At 64.5% G+C, this 22798-nt stretch carries 18 protein-coding genes; 11 read left to right on the top strand and 7 right to left on the bottom strand.

What is annotated here, in order from left to right; genetic code table 11:
• Positions 1–3: 3 nt before the first annotated feature.
• On the top strand, positions 4–1389 hold the full coding sequence (locus tag ACT17R_RS14700; protein WP_202988246.1) for an amino acid permease: 1386 nt from the start codon (positions 4–6) through the stop codon (positions 1387–1389).
• On the opposite strand, the gene ACT17R_RS14695 is transcribed toward ACT17R_RS14700, so the two are convergent.
• Positions 1344–2333 carry a LysR family transcriptional regulator gene (locus ACT17R_RS14695; protein WP_217373229.1) on the bottom strand — a complete coding sequence of 330 codons (990 nt, stop codon included), beginning with the start codon at positions 2331–2333 and terminating at the stop codon, positions 1344–1346. The two genes, ACT17R_RS14700 and ACT17R_RS14695, sit on opposite strands and share 46 nt — an antisense overlap.
• A gap of 161 nt (positions 2334–2494) precedes the next feature.
• Between ACT17R_RS14695 and ACT17R_RS14690 the strand changes: the two genes are divergently transcribed.
• The gene (locus ACT17R_RS14690; protein WP_444809716.1) at positions 2495–3511 is read left to right on the top strand and encodes an amidohydrolase family protein; all 1017 of its coding nucleotides are present in this window, start codon (positions 2495–2497) and stop codon (positions 3509–3511) included.
• A 31-nt stretch (positions 3512–3542) separates the two neighbouring features.
• Here ACT17R_RS14690 and ACT17R_RS14685 read toward each other — a convergent pair whose 3' ends face one another.
• A complete protein-coding gene (locus tag ACT17R_RS14685) occupies positions 3543–4349 on the bottom strand; it encodes an SDR family oxidoreductase (RefSeq protein WP_444809715.1) in 807 nt (268 codons plus the stop codon).
• A gap of 147 nt (positions 4350–4496) precedes the next feature.
• Between ACT17R_RS14685 and ACT17R_RS14680 the strand changes: the two genes are divergently transcribed.
• The 7 genes from ACT17R_RS14680 (at position 4497) to ACT17R_RS14650 (ending at position 12237) form a co-directional block, all read left to right on the top strand.
• The gene (locus ACT17R_RS14680) at positions 4497–4880 is read left to right on the top strand and encodes a hypothetical protein (RefSeq protein ID WP_440513253.1); all 384 of its coding nucleotides are present in this window, start codon (positions 4497–4499) and stop codon (positions 4878–4880) included.
• Between the two features lie 116 nt (positions 4881–4996).
• Positions 4997–5257 carry a hypothetical protein gene (locus tag ACT17R_RS14675; protein ID WP_003052741.1) on the top strand — a complete coding sequence of 87 codons (261 nt, stop codon included), beginning with the start codon at positions 4997–4999 and terminating at the stop codon, positions 5255–5257.
• Between the two features lie 107 nt (positions 5258–5364).
• Positions 5365–8100 (top strand): preprotein translocase subunit SecA, encoded by a 2736-nt coding sequence (gene secA / locus ACT17R_RS14670; protein WP_444809714.1) that lies wholly within the window; start codon positions 5365–5367, stop codon positions 8098–8100.
• Positions 8101–8322: 222 nt separating this feature from the next.
• Positions 8323–9720 carry a circularly permuted type 2 ATP-grasp protein gene (locus ACT17R_RS14665; protein WP_058813207.1) on the top strand — a complete coding sequence of 466 codons (1398 nt, stop codon included), beginning with the start codon at positions 8323–8325 and terminating at the stop codon, positions 9718–9720.
• A gap of 5 nt (positions 9721–9725) precedes the next feature.
• Entirely contained in the window at positions 9726–10667 is a 942-nt protein-coding gene (locus ACT17R_RS14660; RefSeq protein WP_058813208.1) for an alpha-E domain-containing protein, read from the top strand.
• 2 nt (positions 10668–10669) lie between these two features.
• Positions 10670–11473 (top strand): transglutaminase family protein, encoded by an 804-nt coding sequence (locus tag ACT17R_RS14655; protein WP_186403483.1) that lies wholly within the window; start codon positions 10670–10672, stop codon positions 11471–11473.
• A gap of 32 nt (positions 11474–11505) precedes the next feature.
• Positions 11506–12237, top strand: a complete 732-nt coding sequence (locus ACT17R_RS14650) for a proteasome-type protease (RefSeq protein WP_003052754.1) — start codon at positions 11506–11508, stop codon at positions 12235–12237.
• 31 nt (positions 12238–12268) lie between these two features.
• Here the strand turns inward: ACT17R_RS14650 and acs are convergent, their stop codons facing one another.
• Complete coding sequence (gene acs / locus ACT17R_RS14645) at positions 12269–14233, bottom strand: acetate--CoA ligase (protein WP_444809713.1); 1965 nt, start codon at positions 14231–14233, stop codon at positions 12269–12271.
• A gap of 179 nt (positions 14234–14412) precedes the next feature.
• On the opposite strand from acs, the gene amaB reads away from it, so the two are divergent.
• Complete coding sequence (amaB, locus tag ACT17R_RS14640; protein WP_444809712.1) at positions 14413–15897, top strand: L-piperidine-6-carboxylate dehydrogenase; 1485 nt, start codon at positions 14413–14415, stop codon at positions 15895–15897.
• Here the strand turns inward: amaB and ACT17R_RS14635 are convergent.
• The 4 genes from ACT17R_RS14635 to fsa form a co-directional block, all read right to left on the bottom strand.
• Positions 15894–18017, bottom strand: coding sequence for a beta-propeller domain-containing protein (locus tag ACT17R_RS14635; protein WP_444809711.1), 2124 nt, complete (start codon positions 18015–18017; stop codon positions 15894–15896). The two genes, amaB and ACT17R_RS14635, sit on opposite strands and share 4 nt — an antisense overlap.
• A gap of 70 nt (positions 18018–18087) precedes the next feature.
• A complete protein-coding gene (locus tag ACT17R_RS14630) occupies positions 18088–19593 on the bottom strand; it encodes an acetyl-CoA acetyltransferase (protein ID WP_444809710.1) in 1506 nt (501 codons plus the stop codon).
• Between the two features lies 1 nt (position 19594).
• The gene (locus ACT17R_RS14625) at positions 19595–20389 is read right to left on the bottom strand and encodes an enoyl-CoA hydratase-related protein (protein ID WP_058813214.1); all 795 of its coding nucleotides are present in this window, start codon (positions 20387–20389) and stop codon (positions 19595–19597) included.
• 187 nt (positions 20390–20576) lie between these two features.
• On the bottom strand, positions 20577–21227 hold the full coding sequence (fsa, locus tag ACT17R_RS14620; RefSeq protein ID WP_086456122.1) for a fructose-6-phosphate aldolase: 651 nt from the start codon (positions 21225–21227) through the stop codon (positions 20577–20579).
• 205 nt (positions 21228–21432) lie between these two features.
• Between fsa and radA the strand changes: the two genes are divergently transcribed.
• Positions 21433–22794 (top strand): DNA repair protein RadA, encoded by a 1362-nt coding sequence (gene radA / locus ACT17R_RS14615; protein ID WP_058813236.1) that lies wholly within the window; start codon positions 21433–21435, stop codon positions 22792–22794.
• Positions 22795–22798 lie beyond the last annotated feature (4 nt).

Genomic DNA, 22798 nt, shown 5'->3' with positions numbered 1-22798 from the left:
GGAATGACGATGGACGAACAGGCCTATCTCGACCGTGAGGCGGGGCTCGAGCGCGGACTCAGCAAGGCGCAGATCATCATGATCGGCCTTGGCGGGGCGATCGGCACCGGCCTGTTCATGGGATCGGGCATCGCGATCGGCTACGCCGGGCCGGGCGTCCTGATCAGCTATCTGATCGCGGCACTGGTCGCGGTCATCATGGTCTTCAGCCTGTCGGAAATGGCGGTCGTCCATCCCACCGCGGGTTCGTTCGGCACCTATGCCGAAATCTACCTTGGCCCGATGATGGGATTCATCGTGCGCTATACCTACTGGATCCAGCAGGTGCTGTTGATCGGCAGCGAGGCGGTTGCGGTCGGCATCTATATGGGATGGTGGTTGCCCGACACGCCGGTGTGGATGTGGGCGCTGGGCAGCGCGGCGACGGTCGTCTGGGTCAATACGCGCGCGGTGCATAATTTCGGGTCGGTCGAATATTGGCTGACCGTCATCAAGGTGTCGGCGATCGTCGGCTTCATCATCGTGGGCCTGAGCCGCATCTTCGGTATCGTCGGCGATCCGGTCGGGCTGCACAATGTCACGGGACTCGCTGGCGGTTTCCTGCCCAACGGCTTTTCGGGCGTGTGGATGGCGGTGCTGATGGCGCTGTTTTCGTTCATGGGGCTGGAGTTCGTCGTCGGCACCGCGAGCGAGGCGAAAGACCCGAAAGAGGCGATACCGGCGGCGCTGCGCACGATGGCGGCGCGGCTGTTCCTCTTCTACATCCTCGCGCTGTTCATCATCGTCGCCTTCCTGCCGTGGACGGAGTCGGGGGCGAAGGTCGTTACCGAAAGCCCGTTCGTGAAGATGTTTGCCAGCGCGGGGATCCCCTATGCCGCCGGCATGATGAACTTCGTTGTCGCGACCGCGGCGCTGTCGGCGATGAACACCAGCATCTATCTGGGATCGCGCATGCTCTTTTCGCTCGCGCGCGGCGGCTATGCACCGCGAAAGCTGGGTGAGCTGAATGCCCAGCATGTCCCGATGCGCGCAACGATCGTCACCGGCGTCGGCATCCTCCTCGCCGCCTCGCTGTCGATCCTCACCCCGCTCGCCTATAATTATCTTTTCGGGATCGTGCTGTTCGGTGGTTTGCTCGTCTGGGGTGCGATCCTCGTCAGTCACCTGCGTTTTCGGCGGCGCCATCGCGGCGCCGATTTGCCGGTGCAGACGCCCTTCTTCCCTTATGCCCAGCTTCTGGGGCTGGCGCTGCTGGGGGCGATCGGTGTGACGATGGCGGTCGATGCCGACTGGCAGGTCGCCGTCTTTGCGGGTGGTCCCTGGCTGTTGCTAATCGCTGCTGCCTATTTCGTCTGGCGGCGTGTGTCGCCCTCGGCGGAAGCCGGCTGATCCTGCCCCAGTTCGCTGCGGATCTCCGCGGCGACCTCGTGTACGACGTCCATGAAATAGGCGGCGGCCGCCGACAGTTCGACATTGGCATGCGTCGTCGCGCCGATCCGCGAACTGGCGCCTTCGAGTGTCACGGGCAGCGCGACGAGACCCGCCTGACCGATCCCGACCTGATGCGGCATCGCCGCCACCATGTCGGTGCTCATCAGCAGGGCGTGATTGGTCAGGATCGACACCGATTCGATCACGTCGAGCGGCGGTTCCAGATCTTCGTGGCGAAAGGCCTGGTCGATCTGGCGGCGCAGCGATGTCTGCGTCGGCGGCATCACCCACGCCTGATCGACCAGGTCGGCGAGCGTCAGCGCGTCACGCTGCGTCAGCGGATGGCCCGCGCGCACCATGATCGATACGGTATCGAGGTACAGCACATCCTGCCTCAACCCCTCGCGCTCGCGATATTCGGGCAGGCGGCCGAGCACGACGTCGATGTCACCGGTGCGCAGGCCGGGCATCAAGCGGTCGATCGTGCCTTCGGCGACCGTCACCGCGATCCCGGGACGCCGCTCGCGCAGCCGCGCCAGCGCGCGCGGTAGCAGCGATGTCGATGCCGCAAGCAATGTGCCGACATGGACGCGCCCCGACAGACCTTCTTCCAGCGACTGCAGTTCCTCGCCGGCATGGCGAAGCTGCGCAAGGATCAGCTTGCCATGCTTGATCATGACCGCACCGAAATCGGTCGGGGTGACGCCGCGCGAAGAGCGCTCGAAGAGCTGGACGCCCAAGGCGTCCTCCAACTCCTTGATGCTCTTCGTGGCCGCGGGCTGGGCGATGTTGAGCGCCTGCGAGCCTTTCAGCACCGTGCCTTCGTCGGCGATGGCGGTCAGCAGCCGCAACTGACGCAGCTTCAGGCGTCCGAGCAGGAAATTCTCGTGAAATTTTGGCATGATGTATCTCCCACCCGGTTCGGACTGGATATAGCCATTTTGTAATAGCGAGGGCAAGTCTCGGGATTATTGTTGATAGCTACCCGTCGTTACTCAACCGCATGGCCCGCGCGCTTCGGCGACCCGCGGGGTGTTTGAAGGACAAGGGTGCGGCGACAATCATGATGGACAATCCAGCGCAACGGGCGGCCGTGATCGACATGCACAGCCACTTCTTTCCGGCGATGGATGCCGCCTATCGCGCCCGCGCCGAAGCCGACGGCCTGCCGTGGCTGCGCGATGACGGCGATGGCAGCGGCTTCATCATGTCGGGCGCCAAGATGTTCCGCCCGGTCGACGATATATTGTGGAATCCCGCGCGCCGCGTCGAAGCGCTCGACCAGCAGGGGATCGACCTGCAAATCATCTGCGCGACGCCGATCATGTTCGGCTATAGTCGGCCCGCCGGGCAGGCGCTCGAATGTGCGCAGCGCTTCAATGACGCGGCGCTCGAATTTTGCGGCCACGCGCCGCATCGGATGAAGGCTCTGGCGCAGGTGCCGTTGCAGGATATCGACCGCTCGTGCGGCGAGGTCAGCCGCGCGATGGAATGCGGCCATCTTGGCGTCCAGATCGGCAATCATATGGGGCTGCGCAACCTCGACGATGAAGGCATCCTGACCTTTCTCACCCACTGCGCCGAAGTGGGGGCGGCGGTACTCGTCCATCCGTGGGACATGATGGCGCGCGAACGCATGCCCAAATATATGCTGCCCTGGCTCGTCGCGATGCCCGCCGAGACGCAGCTTTCGATCCTGTCGCTGATCCTGTCGGGCGCGTTCGAGCGCCTGCCGAAAAGCCTGCGCATCTGTTTCGGTCACGGCGGCGGCAGTTTCGCCTTTCTGCTCGGCCGCGTCGAAAATGCCTGGAAATATCGCGACATCGTCCGTGTCGATTGCCCGAACCCGCCCTCGACCTATGTCGATCGCTTTTTCGTCGATTCAGCGGTGTTCGACCCGCGCGCGCTGACCCTGCTCGTCGAAGTGATGGGCGATGACCGTGTGTTGCTCGGTTCGGACCACCCGTTCCCACTCGGCGAACAGGACATCGGCCAGCTCGTTCGCGATCACAGCGGTCTGTCGGGCGCGCAGAAGGCCAAGATATTCAGCGGCAATTCGCGCAGGTTTCTGAATCTGTAGCGCACACCGTCTTTCGCACCCGACCGGCGCGTCAATGCGCCGCCGCGCCGCCGAGGCCGTCGATCTTTTTCGATTGCTTGGCGATCAGGCCGGGGAAGAAGCGCGCGAGGCGGCCGAGGCGGCGCGCCATCTTGCCGACGGGGACATGCACGCGGTCGCCGTGAACGGCATCCCACGCTGCCTTTGCGACATCCTGCACCGGCGAGATTTCGAAGCCGCTCGCCGACAGGCGGTCGCGGGCCGGCTCGTTGCTGTCGGCGCTGACCTGATCGAGCAAAGGCGTGTCGATGAAGCCGGGCATCAGCGAACGCACCTTGATCCCATATTTGGCGAACTCGATCTCCAGCCCCTCGGTCAGCCCGCGCACCGCGAACTTCGTCGCCGAATAGACGGCAAGACCGGCGACGCCATAGAAGCCCGACGCCGATCCGGTGTTGAGGATCGCCGATCCGGGGGTCGCGCGCAGCAACGGCATCGCCATGTAGATGCCGTTGACGACGCCGCCGAAATTGATCGCAATCAGCCGGTCCGCCTCTTCGGGCGGCATGTCGATGAACTGGCCGCCCGATCCGATACCGGCGTTGTTGAACAGGACGTCGAGGCGGCCGTCGCTCGCGGCTGCGAATTCGGCAAGGGCAGCTTTCCATTGGTCGCGGTCGCGTACGTCCATGACGTGGCGCGACGAGGCGCCGTCGGGAAGCAGCGCGGCGGTTTCGTCGATGCCCTGCTTGTTGACGTCGGCGATCCCGACGAACCAGCCCTGCGCCGCGAAATATTGCGCGGTGGCACGGCCGATGCCCGATCCGCCGCCGGTGATGAATATCGCCTTCCGTGCCATCCCGTCCTCCCTGACATGTTTGTCAGTAGAGAACAGGCGAAGTTGACGCGCCCGTCAAGCGCAATCGCGGCGCGCGGCGCAAACGGGCTTTGACAGCGATGCGCGCGGCGATATGGAGCAAGTGGGGTCGCAGGGGAGTATCAGACGATGAACAAGCTGTTTTTGGCCGCCGCACTGGCGGTCGTTTCGATGCCGGCGGCTGCAACCGCACAGGCTCCGAATGCGGCGCCGACGATCGGCGACTATGTCGCGGCCATGCGAACGACAATCGGAACGGTATTCGAGGGCGGTATCCAGATTCAGGCCGTGGATGCCGAGGACAATACGCTGGTGATCACCGTAACCGGTCCCGACGGATGGCGAGCCGACGCAACGCCGCAGCAGGTTTCTGATGCCCTCGTCATAGGCTTCTGCGAAACCTCGCCCGAATTCTTCCGGTCCAGCCACATCACGATGCGTGTCGATTCGATCGATACGAAGGCGAAGCAAAAGGGACCGCTGGTGTCCGACTGTCCTTCGGGCGGCGCGTGAAGGCGGCACGGGCCGTCACGCCGCCTCTGGACCTTCGCCCCTTTTCACCCTATGTTCATGGAGCAGCGCGTTATATGCAGCGCGTTGGATTGGAATAGGGGCGATTCTTGCGGTTATTGCTGACCCTTTTGGCGCTGCTCACCGGCTTCGCGACCGCGGACCGGGCGATGGCGGCGCCTGCCACGCCCGTGGCAATGGGGTCGCTGGTCCTGCTCGCCGAAAGCGCGAACAAGGCCGAGGCGAGCGACAGCGAACGCCGACCAACCACCGCTACCCCGACCCGCCGCACGACGAGCGGCGGCAGCGGCAAGCCGCGCAAGGCGGCTCCGCCGCATCTTCCCGGCCTCCTCACCGGCAGCGACCGCGCGCTCGAATAGCCTTTTGGCGATGCCCTGACGGGCCAGGCTCCGAATGATCGGGGCCTTTTTCTGCATATTCGTGCGGCGCGTCCGCCACCCTTTTCGATAATCCAAGGAAATCCGCCATGTTCGGCAGCATTGCCAAGAGCCTGTTCGGCTCGTCCAACGACCGCTACGTCAATTCGATCCGCAAGACCGTCGCCAAGATCAACGCCTTCGAGCCCGAAATGGAGGCGAAGAGCGACGAGGAATTGAAGACGCAGACTCCGAAGTTCCGCGCCCGGCTCAATGCCGGCGAAACGCTCGACGACATCCTGCCCGAAGCCTTTGCGACGGTTCGCGAAGCGGCAAAGCGCACGCTTGGCATGCGCCATTTCGACGTGCAGATGATTGGCGGCATCGTCCTCCACCGCGGCGAAATCGCCGAAATGGCGACGGGCGAAGGCAAGACGCTGATGGCCACTTTGCCCTGCTATCTGAATGCGCTCGAGAGCAAGGGCGTTCACGTCGTCACCGTGAACGACTATCTCGCCCGCCGCGACGCCGAATGGATGGGCACCGTTTATGGCTTTCTGGGGCTGACGACCGGGATCATCGTTCCCAACCTCAACGAAACCGAACGCCGCGCCGCCTATAACAGCGACATCACCTATGCGACGAACAACGAGCTGGGTTTCGACTATCTGCGCGACAACATGAAATATGACCGCGGCCAGATGGTCCACCGCCCGTTCAATTTCGGCATCGTCGACGAAGTTGATTCGATCCTGATCGACGAAGCGCGTACGCCGCTGATCATCTCCGGCCCGACCGACGACAAATCCGAACTCTATATCCGCGTCAACGAAGTGGTCCTCCAGCTCGGCGAAGAGGATTATGAGAAGGATGAAAAGGCGAAGTCGATCAGCCTGACCGAAGAAGGCACCGAGCATGTCGAGCGATTGCTCGAAAACGCCGGGCTGCTCCAGGGCAGCAACCTCTACGATATCGAGAACACGCAGGTCGTCCATCACGTCAATCAGGCGCTGAAAGCCATCGTGATGTTCCGCCGCGACACCGACTATATCGTCAAGGACGGCAAGGTCGTCATCATCGACGAATTCACCGGCCGCATGATGGATGGCCGCCGCTGGTCCGACGGCCTGCACCAGGCGGTCGAGGCGAAGGAGGGCGTGAATATCGAGCCCGAAAACCAGACGCTCGCCTCGATCACTTTCCAGAATTATTTCCGCATGTATCCCAAGCTGAGCGGGATGACCGGCACCGCGGCGACCGAGGCGGCCGAATTCTTCGAAATCTACAAGATGAACGTCGTCACCATCCCGACGAACCGCCCGATCGCGCGCATCGATGAGGAAGATGAATTCTACAAGAATATCACCGACAAGTTCGGCGCGATCGCACGCACGATCCGCGATGCGAACGAGCGCGGCCAGCCGGTGCTGGTCGGCACGGTGTCGATCGAGAAGTCGGAGCTTCTGTCCTCCTATCTCGAAAAGGAAGGCGTGCCGCACAGCGTCCTCAACGCGCGCTTCCATGAAAGCGAAGCGCATATCGTCGCGCAGGCCGGCCGCGCCGGCGCGGTGACGATCGCGACGAACATGGCGGGCCGCGGCACCGACATCAAACTCGGCGGCAGCGAAGAATTCCGCATCGAGGACGAGCTGAAGGACATGCCCGAAGGCGCCGAACGCGACGCCGCCGAGGCGCGCATCCGCGAGGAAGTCGCCGCCGAGCGTGAGGCGGTGAAGGCCGCCGGCGGGTTGTTCGTGCTTGCTACCGAGCGCCACGAAAGCCGCCGCATCGACAACCAGCTGCGTGGCCGTTCGGGCCGTCAGGGCGACCCCGGCCTGTCGAAATTCTACCTCTGCCTCGACGACGATCTGCTGCGCATCTTCGGTCCCGACACGCTGTTCGCTAAGATGATGAACAAGAATCTCGAGGATGGCGAAGCGATCGGATCGAAGTGGCTGTCGAAGGCGATCGAGACCGCGCAGAAGAAGGTCGAGGCGCGCAACTACGACATCCGCAAGCAGGTGGTCGAATATGACAACGTCATGAACGACCAGCGCAAGGTGATCTACGAACAGCGCGGCGAGATCATCGACAGCGAAACGGTCGATGACGCGATGACGGCGATGCGTGCCGAAACGGTCAATGCGATCGTCGCCGATGCGTGCCCGCCGGGCAGCTATCCCGAGCAATGGGACATCGAGGCGATGAAGGAGCGGGTGGCGAACATCCTCGACCTCAGCCCGCCGTTCGATGAATGGATGCAGGAAGATGCGGTCGATGCCGAAATCTTCGAGGAGCGCATCCAGCAGATGGCCGACGCGGCTGCGGCCGAAAAGGCGGCGCAGGTCGACCAGGAAAGCTGGCGCGGTATCGAAAAGTCCATCCTGCTCCAGACGCTGGACCATCATTGGAAGGACCATCTCGCGACGCTCGACGCATTGCGGCAGGCGATCTTCCTGCGCGCCTATGCGCAAAAGCAGCCGATCAACGAATATAAGGCCGAGGCTTTCGGGCTGTTCGAACGGATGCTGCAGAATATCCGCGAGGATGTAACGCGCACCGTGGCGCGGATCGATTTCCAGTTCCAGGAACCCGAACCGATGCCGCTGCCCGACCTGCCGGACTTCCTGACCACGCACATCGATCCCTTCACGGGCGAGGACAACAGCGCCGATATCGACGGCGGCTCGCTGGGCGTGATCGCCGACACGCTGCCGCCGATGCAGGTGCCGCGCCCCGATCTTCCCGAAGGCGAAAATCCCTATGCCGCGCTGGAGATCAGCCGCAACGCGCCGTGCCCCTGTGGTTCGGGCCGCAAGTACAAGCACTGCCACGGGCAGCTTTGACGGCATAGGACGGCGGGGCCGCGCGCCGATGCGCGCGGCCCTTCGCGCCGTGATGAGGCCGCTTGCCATCGCGCGGCGGCGCGATTAGCATCTTTCCCATAAGCTTGGTGGCCGTGTAGCCGCCGGGCGACGTAGCAGGTCGGAACAGGGCGCCGCGTTTATCGTGCGCGGTTGGCGTGGCTGTTGCGTGGAAAGGGTCGGAGCATTTCCTTCTTCGACGAGATGATAACCGGGGATGGCGGGACCAGGCCGCCCTATCGCGAATATTGCGAATGGTTCGATGCCGAGGATGCCCAGCGCATCCAGCGCAAGACGCAGCAGGCCGAAGCCTTTTTTCGCACCACAGGCATTACCTTCAACGTCTATGGCGAGGCCGACGCCGACGAGCGGCTGATCCCGTTCGACGTCGTGCCGCGGATCATCGCGGCGGGCGAATGGCGGCGCCTGTCGCGCGGGATCGAGCAGCGGGTGCGCGCGCTCAACGCCTTTCTCTACGATATCTATCACCGGCAGGAGATTTTGCGCGCCGGCCGGGTGCCGACCGCGTTGATCGCGCGCAACGATGCCTTCCTGCCAATGATGATGGGCATGGATCCGCCCGGCGGCGTTTATACCCATATCAGCGGCATCGATATCGTCCGCACCGGCGCCGACGAATTCTATGTGCTGGAGGATAATGCCCGCACCCCGTCGGGGGTGTCCTACATGCTCGAGAATCGCGAAACGATGCTCCAGATGTTTCCGGAGCTGTTCGCGAAAGTACCGGTGCGCGAGGTCGGCGACTATCCGATCAACCTCCTGAAATCGCTGTCGGCCTGTGCGCCGCCGATGTGCGGCGGTACGCCGACCGTCGCGGTGCTGACGCCGGGCATCCACAACAGCGCCTATTTCGAGCACAGCTTCCTAGCCGATCAGATGGGCGCCGAACTGGTCGAAGGGCATGACCTGCGCGTCGTCGATGGCCGGGTCGCGATGCGCACGACGCAGGGCTATCGCGCGATCGACGTCCTTTACCGCCGCGTCGACGATGATTTCCTCGACCCGCTGAATTTCCGTCCCGATTCGATGCTGGGGGTGCCCGGGATATGGGACGTCTATCGCGCGGGCGGCATCACGATTGCCAATGCGCCGGGGACCGGGATCGCCGATGACAAGGCGCTCTATAGTTACATGCCCGACATCATCGAATTCTACACCGGCGAAAAGGCGCTGTTGCCCAACGTGCCGACGTGGCGATGCAGCGAGCCCGAACATCTGCGCGAGGTGCTCGACCGGCTTCCCGAACTGGTGGTGAAGGAAGTGCACGGGTCGGGCGGCTATGGAATGCTCGTCGGACCGACCGCAAGCCGGAAGGAAATCGCAGCGTTCCGCGCCAAGCTGGAGGCAAACCCCGGCAATTATATCGCCCAGCCGACCCTGTCGCTTTCGACGGTCCCGATCTTCACCAAAAAGGGCCTTGCGCCGCGGCATGTCGATCTGCGTCCCTTTGTCCTGATGTCGCCGCAGGGCATCACCATCACCCCCGGCGGCCTGACGCGCGTCGCGATGACCAGGGGATCGCTGGTCGTAAACAGCAGCCAGGGTGGCGGCACCAAGGACACCTGGGTGTTGGAGGACTGACGGCGATGCTAGGCAAAACCGCAGGCAGCCTCTTCTGGATGGCGCGCTATCTCGAACGAAGCGAGAATAATGCGCGGCTGATCGACGCGGGCTTTCGCATCGCGCTCACGCGGTCGCAGACGGCGCCCGCCGAATGGCGCTCGATATTGGAGACCGCGGGGGTCGATCAGGCATTCCTGGCGACGCACGATGATTACAGCTCGGCGCGCGTCGTCGATTTCCTGCTGCGCGACCCGGCCAACCCGTCGAGCATCCTGTCGATCGTCAAGCACGCGCGCGACAATGCGCGCACCGCGCGCACCGCGCTGACGCGCGAGGTGTGGGAGGCGGTGAATACGAGCTGGATGACGTTGACCGACCTGCTCAAGCGGCCGGTGCGCGAAGACGATCTGCCCGACGTGCTCGCCGCGATCCGCCAGCAGAGTGCGCAGGTGCGCGGTGCGCTGACCGGCACGATGCTGCGCAACGATGGTTATAATTTCGCGCGGCTGGGCACCTTCCTCGAACGCGCCGACAACACGGCGCGCATTCTCGACGTAAAATATTATCTGCTGCTGCCCTCGGTCGCGCATATCGGCACCTCGATCGACAATGTGCAGTGGGAAACGATCCTGCGGTCGGTCTCGGCGCACCGCGCCTATCGCTGGCTTTACGGGGCCGAGATCAGCGCGCTCAAGATCGCCGAATTCCTGATCCTCTATGGCCAGATGCCGCGCAGCCTCGCCTTTTGCTGCGCCAAGATGCAGGACAATCTTGCCTGGCTCCAGCGCGGCTATGGCGAAGAGACCGAGGCAGGGCGGATGGCCGATGCCCTGTGCCGGCAAAAGCTCGCGGGGCCGATCCAGGCGATCTTCGATGGTGGCCTGCACGAATATCTGACCGATTTCCTGTCCGCCAATTCGGCGCTCGCGATGCAGATCGAGCGCGATTACCGTTTCGTGGAGTGACGATGTTCCTGCGTGTCGATCATACCACCCATTATCGCTATGACGCTCCCGTCGGCTATGCGCTGCAACAACTGCGCCTGACCCCCAAGGACCGGCCGGGCCAGCAGCGGATCCACGACTGGACGATCGAGGTCGAGGGCGGGGAAAAACAGCTCCATTATGTCGATCATCACGGCAATGGCGTCGATCTGATCGCGGTGCACGGCGGCGATGCCGAACTTGTCATCCGGTGCCACGGCGCGGTCGAACTGCTCACCACCGACGGGGTGATCGGGGCGCATCGCGGGGCGATGCCGCTGTGGATATTCCTCCGCCCGACGCCGCTCACGCGTGCGGGACGGGGCGTGCGAGCGCTAACCGCCGGATTAGGCCGCGACTTCGCGAACGATATCGAACGCGCGCATGCGCTGTCGGCGGCGATCCTCGACCGGCTGGCCTATCGCATCGGCGTCACCGATGCCGAGACGACCGCCGAACAGGCGCTGGGGGGCGAGGGCGGGGTGTGCCAGGATCACGCCCATATCTTCATCGCCGCGATGCGCCATCTGGGCCACCCCGCGCGTTATGTTTCGGGCTATCTCAGCATGGACGACCGCACCCATCAGGATGCCACCCACGCCTGGGCCGAGGCGCATTTCGACCATATCGGCTGGATCGGCTTCGACGTCAGCAACGGCCATTCGCCCGACGAGCGCTATATCCGCGTCGCGACGGGGCTCGATTATCGCGATGCCGCCCCGGTTCGCGGCATGCGCTATGGTGCGGCGCAAGAAAATCTGGTTGTCCAATTGCAGGTGCAGCAATAATCGGGACATCACAGGGGCGGGACGGGGATTCGATGACCTATTGCGTGGGCATGCGTTTGAACAAGGGGCTGGTGTTCATGTCGGACACCCGCACCAACGCCGGCGTCGACGACATATCGCAGGTGCGCAAGATGCGCAGCTGGCACGTGCCGGGCGAGCGTGTGATCACGCTGATGTCGGCAGGCAATCTGGCGACCACGCAAGCGGTCGTCAGCCTGCTCGACGAGCGCACCAAGGCACCCGAGGAACGCCAGCCGTCGATCCTGCAGGCGCCGTCGATGTTCCAGGTTGCGACGATCGTCGGGGAAACGCTGCGCCAGATCGTGCTGCGCTACGGCGCCGAAGGGCCGGCCGCCGAATCGATCTTTCGCGCCTCGTTGATCGTCGGCGGGCAGATTGCCGGCGCCGAACCGCGCCTGTTCCTGATCTATCCCGAGGGCAATTTCATCGAAGCGGGGGAGGATAATCCCTTCTTTCAGATCGGCGAAACCAAATATGGCCGCCCGATTATCGTGCGGTCCTACGATCCCGCCATGTCGTTCGAGGATGCGGTCAAGCTGCTGTGCGTCTCGTTCGATTCGACGATCCGCGCCAACGCCGGGGTCGACCTGCCGATCGACCTGAAGGTCCACGAACGCGACGATTTCCACGGCGTCCACGAACGCCGCTTCGAACGCGACGATCCCTATTTCCACAATGTGTCGCACGGCTGGGCCGAAGCGCTGGGCATCGCACTAGCCGAACTGCCGGACTTCCATTTCTAAATCCCCCTCCCGCTTGCGGGAGGGGTTAGGGTTACCGGTTCTTCCGCCCTTCGATCAGCCCGTCGACCAGGCTCGGGTCCGCCAGCGTCGAGGTGTCGCCGAGCGAGCCGAAGTCATTTTCCGCGATCTTGCGCAGAATCCGCCGCATGATCTTGCCCGACCGGGTCTTGGGAAGGGCGGGGGTCAGGTGGATATGGTCGGGCGTCGCGATCGGGCCGATTTCCGTGCGCACCTGCTGCCGCAGCGCGGCGGCAATCTCTTCGGTCGGCTCGACCCCGGCGTTGAGTGTGACATAGGCGTAGATGCCCTGGCCCTTGATGTCGTGCGGAAAGCCGACGACCGCGGCTTCGGCGACCAGATCGTGCAGCACGAGCGCGCTTTCGACCTCGGCGGTGCCCATGCGGTGGCCCGAGACGTTGATGACATCGTCGACCCGCCCGGTGATCCGCCAATAGCCCTCGGCATCGCGGCGGCAGCCGTCGCCGGTGAAATATTTGCCCTTGTAGGTCGAAAAATAGGTCTGGATGAAGCGGTCATGGTCGCCATAGACCGTCCGCGCCTGCCCCGGCCAGCTGTGCGTGATGCACAGATTGCCCTCGGTCGCGCCGCCGACCTGTTCGTCGGCAAGCACCGCGCCATCCGCATCGACGAGCTGCGGCCGAACGCCGAAAAAGGGGCGCCCCGCGCTGCCCGGCTGCATCGGATGCGCGCCGGGAAGCGTCGTGATCATGATGCCGCCGGTCTCGGTCTGCCACCAGGTATCGACGACGGGGATGCGGCCCTTGCCGACGAGATGGTGATACCAACGCCATGCCTCGGGATTGATCGGTTCTCCGACGCTCCCGAGCAGCCGGAGCGTCGAGAGGTCGTGGCGTGTCACATAATCGTCGCCTTCGCGCATCAGCGCGCGGATCGCGGTCGGCGCGGTGTAGAGGATGTTGACCCGGTGTTTGTCGACGACCTGCCAGAAACGGTCGTGGTCCGGATAATTGGGTACGCCTTCGAACATCAGCGTCGTCGCGCCATTCTGAAGCGGGCCGTAGACGACATAGCTGTGCCCCGTGACCCAGCCGATGTCGGCGGTGCACCAGAAGATTTCGCCCGGCCGATAATCGAACCCGTACCAGAAGGTAGACGCGGTCCACACGCTGTAGCCGCCGACGGTGTGCAGCACGCCCTTGGGCTTACCCGTCGAGCCTGAGGTGTAGAGGATGAACAGCGGGTCCTCGGCGCCCATCGGCTCGCACGGGCAGTCCGCGCCGACATCGGCCGACAGCGCGTCGTACCAATGGTCGCGGCCTTCGCGCATCGCGACGTCGCCGCCGGTGTGCGCGATGACGAGCACGCCCTTTACCTCGACGCGCTCGAGCGCCTTGTCGACATTGGCCTTCAATGGGATCGTCTTGCCGCCGCGCAGTCCTTCGTCGGCACAGATCACCCAGTCGCTGCCGCAATCCTCGATCCGCCCGTGGATCGCCTCGGGCGAAAAGCCGCCGAAGATGACGCTGTGGATCGCGCCGATGCGCGCGCAGGCGAGCATCGCCATCGCGCCTTCGGGGATCATCGGCATATAGATGGTGACGCGGTCGCCCTTGCGGACGCCCATCTTCTTGAGCGTGTTCGCCATGCGGATCGTGTCGGCGAGCAGCGCGGCATAGCTGATGTGCCGCACCTCGCCATCGGGGGCGTCGGGTTCGAAGATGATCGCGGTGCGCATCCCATGGCCCGCGGCGACATGGCGGTCGAGCGCATTGTGGCAAAGGTTGAGAACGCCGTCCTCATACCATTTGATGCTGACGGGATCGTAGGACCAGCCCGCGATCTTCGTTGGCGGCGTCATCCAGTCGATGCGCTGTGCCTGATCGGCCCAGAAACCGTCGGGATCGTCAATGCTGGCGGCGTAGAGCCGGTCATAGTCGGCCGCGCTGCAATGCGTGTTCGCGGCGGCATCGGCGGGCACGGGGACGAAGGGTTCGGAGGGGGGTAGTTCGGACACTGCATCTCTCCTCTATTTGCTATCCCCTTAGCCGTTCGCATCGAGCGAAGTCGAGATGCCCTATCGTCCTTGCGCGCCGTCGTGGTGTCTCGACTTCGCTCGACACGAACGGGGGAGGAGTATTATGCGGCTGCCCGATGGCGTGGACGAAAGGACGAAGGATGGCCTGGATCGAGAAAATGACAGCAGGCCTGCTCGATACGCTCGGCGTGGAGCACGCGCTGTACACCCAGGGTTCGATGCCGTCCCATTCGCCGCTGACCGGTGAGCAGATCGCGGCGGTGCGGATCGCCGATGCCGCCGACACCGACGCCGCGCTCGCGGCCGCCGGTGCGGCGTTCCGCGCGTGGCGCGACGTGCCCGCCCCACGCCGCGGCGAGCTGGTGCGGCTGTTCGGCGAAGAACTGCGCGCCGCCAAGGATGATCTTGCGACGCTGGTGACGATCGAAGCCGGCAAGATTCCGTCCGAAGGCGCGGGCGAGGTGCAGGAGATGATCGACATCTGCGACTTTGCGGTCGGCCTGTCGCGCCAGCTTCACGGCCTCACCATCGCGACCGAGCGGCCGGGGCACCGGATGATGGAGATATGGCACCCGCTGGGCGTCGTCGGCGTCATTTCCGCCTTCAATTTTCCGGTCGCCGTCTGGGCATGGAATGCCGCGCTCGCGCTCGTCTGCGGCAACAGTGTGGTTTGGAAGCCTTCCGAAAAGACGCCGCTTACCGCCTTGGCGACGCAGGCGATTTTCGAGCGCGCGTTGCGGCGGTTCGGCGATGCGCCCGCGGGATTGTCGCAGGTTCTGATCGGCGGGCGCGAGACGGGCGAGGCGCTGGTCGACGATACCCGCGTCGCGCTCGTTTCGGCGACGGGGTCGACGCGCATGGGCCGCGCGGTGGCGCCGCGCCTCGCGCAGCGGTTCGCGCGCGCGATCCTCGAACTCGGCGGCAACAATGGCGTGATCGTTGCGCCATCGGCCGACCTCGACCTTGCGCTGCGCGGCGTCGCCTTCGGCGCGATGGGCACCGCGGGGCAGCGCTGCACGACGACGCGGCGGCTGTTCGTCCACGACAGCATCTATGACGGCTTCGTCGCACGGTTGAAGGCGGCCTATGCCAGCGTCGGCGTCGGCAATCCGCTGGAAAGCACGGCTCTGGTCGGCCCGCTGATCGACCGCGCTGCCTATGAGGCGATGCAGGCAGCGCTGTCGGCGGCCAAGGCCGCAGGCGGCGTCGTGCATGGCGGCGAGCGGGTCGGCGACGGCGCGAGCTATTATGTCCGCCCCGCGCTCGTGGAAATGCCCGGCCAGGTCGGCCCGGTGCTGGAGGAGACGTTCGCGCCGATCCTCTATGTCATGCGCTACGACGATCTCGACACCGCGATCCGCCTGCACAATGATGTGGGGGCGGGACTGTCATCGGCGATCTTCACCACCGACCTGCGCGAAGCCGAGCGCTTCCTGGCCGCGAGCGATTGCGGCATCGCCAACGTCAATCTCGGCACATCGGGCGCTGAGATCGGCGGAGCGTTCGGCGGCGAGAAGGAAACCGGCGGCGGACGCGAGAGCGGGTCGGATGCGTGGCGGCAATATATGCGCCGCGCGACGAACACGGTAAACTATTCCGACGCGCTGCCGCTCGCGCAGGGGGTGTCGTTCGACGTCGGCTAGCGCTGTGGAAGCGGCGCAGTCAGGTCGATCCGCGCGATCTCGCGGATCTTGTCGCCGTCGATCCGGGCTTCGACCAGGCTCGTGCCCATGAGGCCGAAGATGCGGCCGTTCAGAAACACCGGCCGTGAATTGCCGTACCAGTCGATGCACGAAACTTCGCATATATAGCTGGCGTCGGTTTCGACCTGATCGGCCGGCGTTGCGGCAAGCGCACCGGCGTCGGCAAGCTGTCCGGTTGGTGATTTGGTCAGGAAGCTGAGGTCGGAGGTATCCGAGCGCCACCACCATCGTCTCGACTCCGCGCTCAGCTTGACGGTCGGCAGGCCGATGATCCCATTGCCCGCTTCGTCGACAATGCTGTTGAAGGCATGGCTGCGGCCTTCGCTTTCGTATCGGTCCGGCAGGAAGGCAGACGAGAGGATATGCGCGTCCTTGCCGAGACCGATCAGCGTCAGATTCAGGCCGCGGTCGTCGCGATAGCCATTGACGATGACGTCATTGCCCACGCGTTCGGTGCGAACGATATTGTGGGGAACGTCGATCACCAGCGCGTCCTTCGGGCGCTTGACCGGCACGGCAACGACCTTGCTCGATTGCGGGGGCGTGTCGGGGTCGGGCGGATCGCCGCTCCAGCCATTGCGTCCGCCGAACACGAGCCAATCGTCGGCAAACCGATTTTCGACAATCGCCTTGCCCGTCGATGGAAGCGGCGTGAAGGCGCTGTCCGCTACGGGTTGGAAGATCGTGTCGAAGACGCTGGTACGGATTTTCAGAAAGGCGTTTTGCGCGGGCTCAGCATAGCCTGAACGGCAGCGGATGCTGCGCCAGTCGACCAAGGCGCGAAATTCCCCGTCGCGTTCATCCATCGAAAGATGATCGTAGGGCGCGCCCGAAACGCCGACGACGCCTGGCGCGCGGCTGCCGATCGGCAGGCGATAGAGCGCGCCCGGAGCAACGTCGCGGCGGTCGGCGCGCGGCCGATCTAGGGGGGCGCCATCCTCGGCCTGATCTTCGTCGCAACCGGGCAAATGCCACCACTCCCGATCGCCGAACGCCGATGTCCAAAGATAGACGGCTTGGGGCGACACGAACATTTCGGCCTTTCGAGGCCCCACAAATCCGGTCGTGCGGCATTCCAGGCTGCGCTTGCTGTCGAAGCCGCCAAGCGGACAGAGCGAGATTGCGTGGACGGTCGGGTCGTCCGTCCGCAACACCGGTTTGTAGATCGATCGCGCATCGAGCAACGGGGTGCCGCGCGCTTGGCGCGTCTTGCGCTCCGCTTCGGGCAGCCACCGCCTCAGTATCGGGCGTGCGTCGCGTTCCTCGAACTGGTCGAGCGCATAGGGCGTGTAGACGACGAGCGTGTCGCCGACGATGCGCGTGGCATAATTGTCGACGTCGTAATAATCGTCGGACGTGATGAGGAAGACGCCTTTGCTTGCCACCTTGCCGCTCGCCTGATCGAGCTTGAAGATCGACATTTCGGTCGCATCGTCCTTATAGCTGTAGGCAGTGACGATGATATGATCGTCCTGAACGAGCATCTCATCGTACCAATCGGCACCCTCGAAATCGTTATCCCACCGCTGTTTCCCGGGCCGGTCCGGCGGCAGGTGCCGATAGACGTCGGCCCGGTCGGTAAGCTGCATCGTCTTCACATTGATCGCAAAGATTCGACCGTCCTGCAAAACGAGCAGATAGTCTCCGATCTGCTTGACGATATCGCCCTCGTCAACGCCAGCGGTCTGGACGTTCGTGATCGACGTCGGCGCCGCGGCGCGCGACCCGGTCACGATAACGTCTCTCACGCCACCTTCGCCGGGGCAGTCCTCGGGCTTTTCGCATAAGGGGTCGCCGCCTTGCATCGCCGCCGCGACGACGATTTCCGAGGATCGCGCGGTATAGCGTTCACGTCGGTCGCGCAGCCGTTCGAGCGACCGGAGATACGCCCGGAATTCGCCTTCGCTCGCATAAGGGGCGAGCTCGGGCGAAGTTATCTGATCGAGCCGCTTGTCGTCGATCGCCGGGAGTGGCGCGGAGGCGGTTTGGGGCGTTGCGGGCGCCGAAGCGCAGGCCGCGAGCGATGCTGCCATGCCGATCGTCAACAGACCACGCACCATATCGCTTCCCCCTTGCCCGGATGAAGGATATCATCAACGCTGGCGAGGGTTTAGCGCAAATATGTACTAGTCAGAGGCTCTGCCAGCCGAAGCGGCCGTCGCCCAGCGCCACGACTTCGCCCGCCGTCCCCACCGGTTCCTTCGCGCCATCGGTCAGGAACGCCAGCATCGCGGTGTCGCCGACATCGACATGCGCCAATGTGCGCCGACCCTCGGGCGTGCGCGCGACCACGACGCCCGCCCTTGGCGCGCCATCGCGGCCGTAGAAGACGGTATAGCTCTCGATCGTTGCCGGCCCCGCATAATCTTCTACCAGATCCGGCACCGGTCCGCGCTTGGCCTCGGCTTCGGCCTGATAGTCGAAATCCTGCGGGAAGCTGGCGGCGGCGATTGGCTCCTTGCCCAGCACGATGCAATGATTGTCGGTGGCGAAGCCGCCATTGGCGAAGAGGAAGCCGTAGCGGCCTTCGCGGCGGAGTTTTTCCACCATCGAGACGATTGCGTGGCTCATATAATTGGCGATCGGGCCGCCGCCGAAGGTCAGCCCGCCGAACACCGTCGCGGGGCGGTCGACCGGCCAGCCGAGCGTGCGGCGTGCCATCTTCGGCACGCAGGGGAAGCAGCTGTAGAGCTCGACGAAATCGAAATCCTGCGCGGTCATGCCGTTGAGCGCTAGCGTGCGGTTGATCGAGGTTTCCATGCTGACGCTGCCGTTATAGCGGTCGCGGCGGAGGATACTCGGCGGCTCCTTCGCGGCGGCGCCCATGCCCACGTAAATCAGCCGGTCCTCGGATATGCCGCGGCGGCGCGCTTCGGCCAGGCTGGCGACGAGGAAACCCGCCCCCTGATTGACCGACGAATTGGCGACCATCAGCTTGGAATAAGGAAAGGCGATCGGCCGGTTGCGCTCGTCAACGCGCAGAATGTCGGCGGGGGTTGCGGGCTTGCGGATCCAGGCGCCTTCGTTTGCCGCCGCAACCTCCGAAAAGCGCGACCAGATTTCGGCGCTCTCGCCCTGCGCTTCGGCAAGGCTCTGGCCCCATGCGGCGCGCGTCGCATTTTCATAGAGCGGATAGACATCGACCGGCGCGGCGAGGCCGTGCTTTTGCGCATAATCGGGCTCGCGCCGCGTCGCGACCTTGCGGATCGCGTTATAGCTCTTGTCCTCGCCGCTCGCGGCCTTGGCGGCGCGGCCGGCGGCGGTGCGTAGCGCTTCGGCGCCGACGATGGCCGCGAGCTTTACCTCGCCTGCGCCGATGCGGTTCGCCGCTTCGTTGAGCAGGCGTACCGGCGTGTCGCCGTGCGGCGCCGCCGACTGGTAATTGATCGCCGGGCTGGCGCCGATGGCGGCGGCCAGCGGTTCGGGCAGTTTGCCGAGGCTGTGAAAGCTGATCTGGTCGACGATCGCGAGGCTGTCGATCTCGGCGAGCGGCACGCCGGCGTCTTCGGCGGCGACCCGCAGCGCCGCGACCATCAGCCCGAGCGAGTCGAGCCCTTCGTCGGGGTCGGCGGGGCGGTCGTTGACCTGGCCAACGCCGATGATGACGGGAATGCGCTCGGGATCGGTCATGGTCATATCAGCGTGCTTTCCATTCGGGCTTGCGCTTTTCGGCAAAGGCGCGCGGGCCTTCGCGCGCGTCTTCGCTGCGCATCAAGGCGCTGCGTTCCAGTGTGTTGTGCTCCCAATAGGGCGCGTCGGCGGCGATGCGGCCGTCCTGGATGCCAAGTGCGACGCGCTTCGATGCCTGCACCGATAGCGGCGCGTTGGCGGCAATCTTGTCGGCTAGCGCAAGCGCGGTCGGCATCAGTTCGGCGAGCGGGACGACATGGTTGACGAGGCCGAATTGCGCGGCGCGCGCGGCGGGGATCGGGTCGCCGGTCAGCATATGCTCCATCGCCAGCTTGCGCGGCATCTGCTGCGCAAGGCGGAAGGCACCGCCCGCAGCGGCGAACAGCCCGACCTTGACTTCGGGCAGGCCGAATTGCGCATGATCGGCGGCGACGATGATGTCGCTCATCAGCGCGATCTCGCAGCCGCCGCCGAAAGCGAAGCCGTTGACCGCGGCGATGATCGGCTTCGAGATCGGGTGCGACACCATGCCCGCGAAACCCCATGCAAGCTGATCGGGGTCCGACGGCGCGAGGCTCTCGCCGCGCGACAGGGCGACGAGGTCGGCACCGGCGCAAAAGCTCTTGTCGCCCGCGCCGGTGATGATGACGGCGCGGATTTCGGGATCGGCCTCGGCGGTTTCGAGTGCGGTGCCGATGCCGACATGGACCGCGGCATTGACCGCATTGCGCGCCTCGGGCCGGTTGATCGTGACGATCAACACATGGCCGCGGCGCTCGGTAAGAATGGTGGTGTCGGTCATCGCGAATCTCTCCCTTTCGGACGAGTATCGCGGGAGGTTGACGTTTACGTCAACTGGAAAGCAGAGCCAAATAACGGTGTGCTCCCGCGAAGGCGGGAGCCCATCTCCGGAAGGTGCCATTTTGAGCCGACGGGAGATGGATCCCCGCCTTCGCGGGGACACACGACTGTTTTGGGTTTTGTAGGGGTCAGATCGACTGCCCGGTCTTGGCCCAGTCGGCCAGGAAGCCTTCGATGCCCTTTTCGGTCAGGACATGCTTGAACAATCCCTTGATGACCGACGGCGGCGCAGTCATCACATCGGCGCCGATCTTGGCGGCTTCGAGCACGTGGATGCCGTGGCGCACGCTCGCGACGAGGATTTCGGTCTCGAAGGCATAATTGTCGTAGATCAGTCGGATGTCGGCGATCAACTGCATGCCGTCAAAGCCATTGTCGTCGTGGCGGCCCACGAAGGGCGAAACGAAGGTCGCGCCGGCCTTCGCCGCGAGCAGCGCCTGCGTCGCTGAGAAGCAGAGCGTGACATTGACCATCGTGCCGTCGCTGGTCAGCGCCTTGCAGGTCTTGAGTCCGTCGATCGTCAGCGGCACCTTGATGCAGACATTGTCGGCGATCTTGCGGAGGATTTCGGCCTCCTTCATCATCGTTTCATGATCGAGCGCAACGACCTCGGCCGAGACCGGGCCATCGACGAGTGCGCAGATTTCCTTCGTCACTTCCTTGAAGTCGCGGCCCGACTTGGCGATCAGCGACGGGTTGGTGGTCACGCCGTCGAGCAGCCCCGTTGCTGCCAGTTCCTTGATGTCGGCGATTTCGGCGGTGTCGGCGAAGAATTTCATGGCGCGGGGTTCCTTGCGGGCAGGGTGATTCGGGTTTGAAGCTGCCGTAAAGCGGTTTGATCGTCATTGCGAGCGAAGCGAAGCAATCTCCCGCCATCGGCCTTGCGCAAAGTCGGGAGCGGGAGATCGCCGCGTCGCTACGCTCCTCGCAATGACCGAGAGGAAAGCGCTGGCGTTCCATCTTTGTTCCGATTATGCGAGCCGCATGGCCAAAGCAAAGCGTCAATATGTCTGCCAGAATTGCGGATCGGTCTCGTATCGGTGGCAGGGGCAATGCGCCGATTGCGGCGAGTGGAATACCCTGGTCGAAGAGGCGAGCGAAACCGTCTTTTCGGCCAAGCACGATCTGTCGAAAGGCGGGCGGTCACTGGCGCTCGAGACGCTGGGCGAGCATAGCCCGATGCCGGAGCGGATGCTGTGCGGCATCGCCGAATTCGACCGGGCGCTCGGCGGCGGCTTCGTCGCCGGATCGGCGACGCTGATCGGCGGCGATCCGGGGATCGGCAAGTCGACCTTGTTGTTGCAAGCGGCCGGGCGGCTCGCGAAGGCGGGCAAGTCGGTCGTCTATATCAGCGGCGAGGAAGCGGCGGGTCAGGTGCGGCTGCGCGCGCAGCGGCTGGGGCTCGGCGACGCGCCGGTCGCGCTGGCGAGCGCGACGTCGGTGCGCGACATATTGGCGACGCTCGACAGCCGCGACGCCGATTTCGTGGTCATCGATTCGATCCAGACGATGCACAGCGACCTCATCGACAGCGCGCCGGGAACGGTGAGTCAGGTCCGCGCGAGCGCGCAGGAACTGATCCGCTATGCCAAGGACGGCGGCGCCGCGATCGTCCTCGTCGGGCATGTCACCAAGGATGGCACGATCGCAGGTCCGCGCGTCCTTGAACATATGGTCGATACGGTGCTGGCGTTCGAGGGCGAGCGCAGCCACCAATATCGCATCCTGCGCGCGGTGAAGAACCGCTTTGGCGGCACCGACGAAATCGGCGTCTTCGCGATGGGCGAGGAGGGGCTGGGCGAGGTCAGCAACCCGTCGAGCCTGTTCCTGACCGACCGCAGCCGCGACGTGCCGGGATCGGTCGTCTTCCCCGCGCTGGAGGGGACGCGCCCGGTGCTGGTGGAGGTGCAGGCGCTGACCGTGCGGCTGGCGAGCGGCGCGACGCCGCGGCGCGCCGTCGTCGGCTGGGACAGCGGGCGCCTGGCTATGGTGCTTGCGGTGCTCGAGGCGCGCTGCGGGCTCCAGATGGGCGGCGCGGAAGTCTATCTCAACATCGCGGGCGGCTATCGTCTGACCGATCCCGCCGCCGATCTGGCGGTCGCGGCGGCGCTGATTTCGGCGTTCAGCGAGCGGCCGGTTCCCGCCGATGCGATCGTTTTCGGCGAATTGTCGCTGTCGGGCGAAATTCGCCCTGTCGCGCACGACGCGCTGCGCCTGCGCGAAGCCGCGAAGCTCGGTTTTTCAAGGGGCTGGGGACCGAAGGGGATGAAGGCTGTGAACGGCATCGGCGTTACTGGCTTCACGCGGCTCGGCGAACTCGTTGACCTGATGCTCGGGCGCGACTAGCGAC

This window comes from Sphingopyxis sp. Q841, from assembly GCF_052384365.1.
GTDB classification, from domain to species: Bacteria; Pseudomonadota; Alphaproteobacteria; order Sphingomonadales; family Sphingomonadaceae; genus Sphingopyxis; species Sphingopyxis terrae_A.
This window is presented reverse-complemented; position numbering and strand designations above follow the sequence as displayed.